Below are 5,436 nucleotides of genomic sequence, written 5' to 3' on the forward strand. Positions count from 1 at the left end.
CGATATCGACAATCGCGACGACACCACCGCGACCGATACGCAGGCGAGCACCGCGATCTATGGCTTGGGCAAGGTCGTGCTTGCGGGCGGCAAGGACGCGGACGGCAACTATACGAACGCGAACCTGATCCGCAATCAGTCGGCGCTGATCGAGTCGGCGGGCGACATGGCGCTCCACGCCGCTCAGGTGACGAACACGCGCACCTCGATGACCACGACCGGCCTCAATCAACCGCTCGACCCCGCCGTGATGGAGCAGCTCGGCATCAGCATGTCAGGCTGCACCGCCTGGTACGCCGCCGCCTGCTCGGGGCAAAACGTGCCGTGGGGCGCGCCGCCCGATCCGAACGCCATCGGCGGCGCGTACATTGAACCGCCGCACGGCGGCCAGTGGAACAGCGGCTATCAGTACACGACCTACACGGGCGTCGCGCTCGCCAACCTGATCGCATCGATCAGCCCGCAGGCGCAGATTATCGCCGGCGGCAGTCTCGACGCGTCGCATGTGGGCCTGTTGCAGAACTTCTGGAGCGCGGTCGCGGCGGCCGGCGACATCGCGGCGCCGGCAACGCTCGATCAGAACAGCTGGCGCGGACAAAGCGCGCCCGTCGTGCAGGTGACGTACTCGGGCTATTACCACTACAACAACTACGACGACTCGGAACACAACTGGACGCTGCCGTTCGGCGATGCGCCGTTTGTCGGCGGTCGTCCGAGTGGTTATGCTCAGATCGCACCGGCCGATATCCGATACTTCGCGCTGCCCGCCTACGAATCGAGCTTCGTCGCGGGCCGCACACTCTCCGGCTCGGGTGTGAGCATCGACAACACGGCGGCCAACGCGGGCTTGCCGTCCATCGGACTCGCTCCGGCTCAGGCGGGTTCAGGCGTCGTGATTGGCGACCTTGGCACGCGGCCCGGATCACCGGCGATCGGCGGCGCGAGCTGGGTCGATCCCGTGATCGCGGGCGCGACGGCGCAGAGCGTGTTGCAGAACCTCTCGGTTCCGCAGGGCGGCCTGTTCAGCCGCACGAGTGCGCCGGACGCGACCTATCTCATCGCGACCAATCCGGCTTTCACGAACCAGCGGAGCTTCATCTCGAGCGACTACTTCTTGCGGCAACTCGACCTCGATCCGCAGAAAGTACAGAAACGCCTGGGCGATGGGTTGTACGAGCAGCAGCTCGTGCGCAATCAGGTCACTGCGTTGACCGGCCGCGCCGTGCTCGGTCCCTACACTGACACGCAAGCCATGTATGAGGCGCTGCTGGCCGCGGGCGCGTCGCTCGCGAAGTCGCTCGATCTGCCGCTCGGCATGAGTCTGTCGCCGGAACAGGTCGCGGCGCTCACGAGCAACGTCGTCATCATGCAGACGGTCATCGTCGACGGTCAGTCCGTGCTCGCGCCCGTCGTGTACCTCGCGAAGGCAAGCCAGCAGAACATGAACGGGCCGCTGATCGCCGCGACCGATGTCGACCTGAAGGACGCACAGACCTTCAGCAACAGCGGCACGATACAGGCGGGCAACACGCTTTCGATTCAGGGCAAGCAGATCGACAACGCTTTCGGCGCGCTGCGCAGCGGCGATCTGATGTCCCTTACCACGCAGGGCAACGTCGATCTGACATCCGCCACCCTCAACGCGGGGAGCCTGGCACTGAACGTCGGCGGCAATCTTCTCCTCAATACCGCTGTCAATACAATCCACCAGGTCAGCGCGACGGGCGCGACGCGCACCGTGAGCACGCTCGGGCCGCTCGCGACCGTGAACGTCGCAGGCGACGCGGCGATCGTGACCGGCGGCGACCTTCAGCAGAACGCCGGCACGCTGGACGTCGGCGGCAACCTCGCCATGCTTGTCGGCGGAAACTATGAGCTCGGCTCGGTGCAGACCGGCGAGAACAAGGTCGTCGAGCGCGCCAATGGCGTGTCGCATACCAATCTCAACCAGACGACCGGCAGCGCGCTCAAGGTAGGCGGCGCGACGCAGATCGGCGTTGCCGGCGACCTCACCGCGACCGGCGCGTCGCTGGATCTGAACGGCGGCGGCGTGCTCGCGGCAAATGGCAATGTCACCCTGCAGGCCGCGCGCGCGACCTCGACCGTCGACAGCAACAGCGCAGGCGCCGACGGTCACGGCACTTACTCGGAGTCGCTGCACCGCTCGGACGATACGCTCACGAACACCGTGCTCAACGCGGGTAACTCGCTCGTCGTGGCGTCGGGCAAGGATATCAACGTCACCGGCAGCACGATCAACCTCGACCACGGCACGGCCGCGCTTGCGGCGACCGGCAACGTCAATATTGCCGCCGCGACCGAGACGCACGTCGAGAACACGCAGGAGCAGCACAGCCACAGCAATGCGGTCAGCGGAAAGGAGGTCACGAGTTCGCGCGCCAGCACGGCGACGCTTGCACAAGGCAGCATGGTTTCCGCGGATGCGGTGACGATCGCCAGCGGCCGCGACATCAACGTCCAAGGCAGTACGATCGTCGGCACGAACGATGTGGCATTGAGCGCAGCGCATGACGTCAGTATCGGCACGTCGCAGGACACCATGACGTCGTCCAGCAGCTATCAGGAAAAGCGCTCCGGGCTCGGCACCAGCGGCCTGACCGTGACCTATGGCAGCAATAATCACGCGACGACCGATCAGGCTTCGAGTGTGACGAACAACGCGAGCACGGTCGGCTCGCTGGCGGGCGATCTCTCGATTCAGGCCGGCACTACCCTGCATGTGACCGGCAGTGATCTGCTTGCGGCGAAAGACCTCGTCGGCCTGGGCGCGAACGTCACCATCGACGCGGCCAAGGATACGGCGCAGCGTTCGCGGACGGAAACCTCACATACGAGCGGCCTTGCGCTCGGGCTGTCGGGTTCCGTGGGCGATGCGATCAATAACGCCTATACGCAGAGCCGCGCCGCGAGTCGTTCGGCGAGCACGGGCAACGACCGCGCGGCGACGCTGCACGCGATCGCGGCCGCGGGGAATGCGGCGATGGCCGTCGCCGGCGCGACCGGCGGCGCGCTGATGCAGAACCCGAGCATCGCCGTTCAGTTGAGCGTCGGGTCGAGCAGCAGCCGCAGCGATTCGAGCGAGACGCAGACGATAAATCGCGGTTCGTCTATGAACGCAGGAGGCTCGGCGGCGTTCGTGGCAACCGAGGGAAACCTGAGCATCGCCGGCTCGAACATCAGCGCAAGCGACGTGTTGCTCGCCGCGAAGAATCAGGTGAACGTCACCAACACGACCGACACGGCGTCGACGCGCAGCTCCAACAGCAGCAAGAGCGCGAGCGTCGGCGTGTCGGTCGGCACGAACGGATTCGGCATATCGGCGGCGATGGCGAACGCGCACGGCGACGCCAACAGCGACGCAGCGATTCAGAACGCGTCGCAAATTACAGGCGCGAATAACGTCGCGATCGTCTCAGGCGGTGATACGAACGTCATCGGCTCGCAGATCGCCGGAAGACAGATCGCGGCGGACGTCGGCGGCAATCTGAACATCGCGAGCGTGCAGGATATGACCGTCAGCGCGGCGCATCAGAGCAGCGCCGGCGGCGGCTTCACGATCAGTCAGAGCGGCGGCGGCGCGAGCTTCAGCGCACAGAACGGCCATGCGGATGGGAATTATGCGCAGGTCAAGGAACAGGCGGGGCTATATGCGGGCGACGGCGGCTTTGATGTGTCGGTCAAAGGCAATACGGCGCTCACGGGCGCGGTCATTGTCGGCGCGGATGACGCAGCGAAGAACAGTCTGTCCACCGGTACGCTGACGTTCGCGGACGTCGGCAACCACTCGCACTATTCGGCGAACAGTGTCGGCGGATCGGTGGGTCTGTCGCCAGGTCCGAGCTCCGACAAGGCTGTCGGTCCTGCTTCAGTGCCGGATCGGGCGGGCTGGTGCCGATGATCGGCCAGCATAAGAACGGCGACCAGAGCGCGACGACACGTAGCGCGGTGAGCCCGGGCACGATTACGCTGACTGACGGCGATCATCAGGCGCAGGACATCGCGAGCCTGAGTCGCGACATGACGAACACGAACGGGACAGTCGCAACCACGCCCGACGTGAACGAGATACTGAACCAACAGGCTGATACGATGCAGGCCGCACAGGCGGCGGGGCAAGTGGTGGCTCAAGGCATCGGCGCGTATGCGGATATGGAGCACAATCTGGCGGAGGCCAATCACGATCAGGCGGGTGCAGCGGCGTGGGCCGAGGGTGGTGAGTACAGAATTGCGATGCATATTGCTGGTGGTGCGGCGGTCGCGGGTCTTGGCGGTGGAAGCGTAGGCAGTGCTGCGCAAGGAGCCGCCGGTGCGGGAATCTCGGCGGCGGCTGCGGGCAAGCTCGATGAGTTGAGTCATGACATCGCGGCGTCCAGTCCGACTGGCAATGCGGATGCAGATCGAGCCTTGGGCAACATCATCGCGAATGTGCTTGCCACGGGAGCGGGCGCAGCGGTGGGCGGTAGTTCGGGCGCGTCGGCTGCGTCGAGCGTTGATTTATACAATCGATCTGCTCATGACGGTGCGGGCGGCGACAAGAGGTCGAAGGATCTGGTGGCGCAGGTGTGCCCGGCCACTGTGCAATGTAGTGACGCAATGCTGAGTGCTGAGATTCAGGCGCAGGGGGACAACGCGCAACTTGCACTTGGGGCAATGTCTCCGGATTATGTTTCGATCCAAGGCAACATCTATATTGCTTCAGGCGGCGTAGTAATTAATCTGCACAACGGCGATACATTTGGAAGTTGGGCGCTTGGTAAGCCCATCCCCACGTATTCGTTGAAGCCCGGGCTTTCCGTGACGTTCGGAAGTATTCTTGGTGGAGGAGGTGCAGCAGGTACTAGCTCGTACTTGGCCGGTGGTGGTGCTAATGCATCAACGTTCGTACCTGTTCCGGCCCTCCCTGCCATTGGTGTAGGTGGCGGGATCAGTCATGCATATGGGGGACAAACCTCCATTGAGTATGGTTTTAGCTTCCCGCCTGGTACCGCAGTGAATCCCATTAGTTATGGGTTTGACATGAAAAAGTAGAGAGGCCAATATGGCTGGACCATCATTCAAACCGGGCCAATACAAGAAGCTGAGTAAAGGTCAAAAGACAATCTACTGGGTTGCCATCGTTATTGGATTTACTCTGATTGCTGGCATCTGGATTTATAAACTCGTTCTGGCGCATTGAAACAACGAACCCAGCCTTGCGCTGGGTTCGTTGTCTGTAGCGATCGTTCAAGCCGGTGTGATGATGAGCTTGCCGTCTTCGACCTGAACACACACGCGACTTCGCGGTTTGAATCCGGCCTGTTGCAGGAAGGCGGTGAGTGAGCTTCCCCTGAAATTTCGCCTTCCAGCAGGTCGCGTATAAACTCGACCCAAAGAAAGGAAAGCATAGATGTTCAAGGTACCGCACCAGGTGTACAC

General features: G+C 63.2%; 1 protein-coding gene and 1 pseudogene. One reads left to right on the forward strand and one right to left on the reverse strand.

Annotated features, from left to right (window positions below):
* A pseudogene (locus QCE64_RS36025) lies at nucleotides 1-4,986 on the forward strand (hemagglutinin repeat-containing protein); the annotation flags it as partial.
* Between the two features lie 85 nt (nucleotides 4,987-5,071).
* Here the strand turns inward: QCE64_RS36025 and QCE64_RS36030 are convergent.
* Nucleotides 5,072-5,436: hypothetical protein (locus QCE64_RS36030; protein WP_310009111.1), on the reverse strand; the 365-nt coding region annotated here is incomplete at its 5' end.

This window comes from Caballeronia sp. LZ043 (genome assembly GCF_031451075.1).
In the GTDB taxonomy this organism is placed as follows: Bacteria; Pseudomonadota; Gammaproteobacteria; order Burkholderiales; family Burkholderiaceae; genus Caballeronia.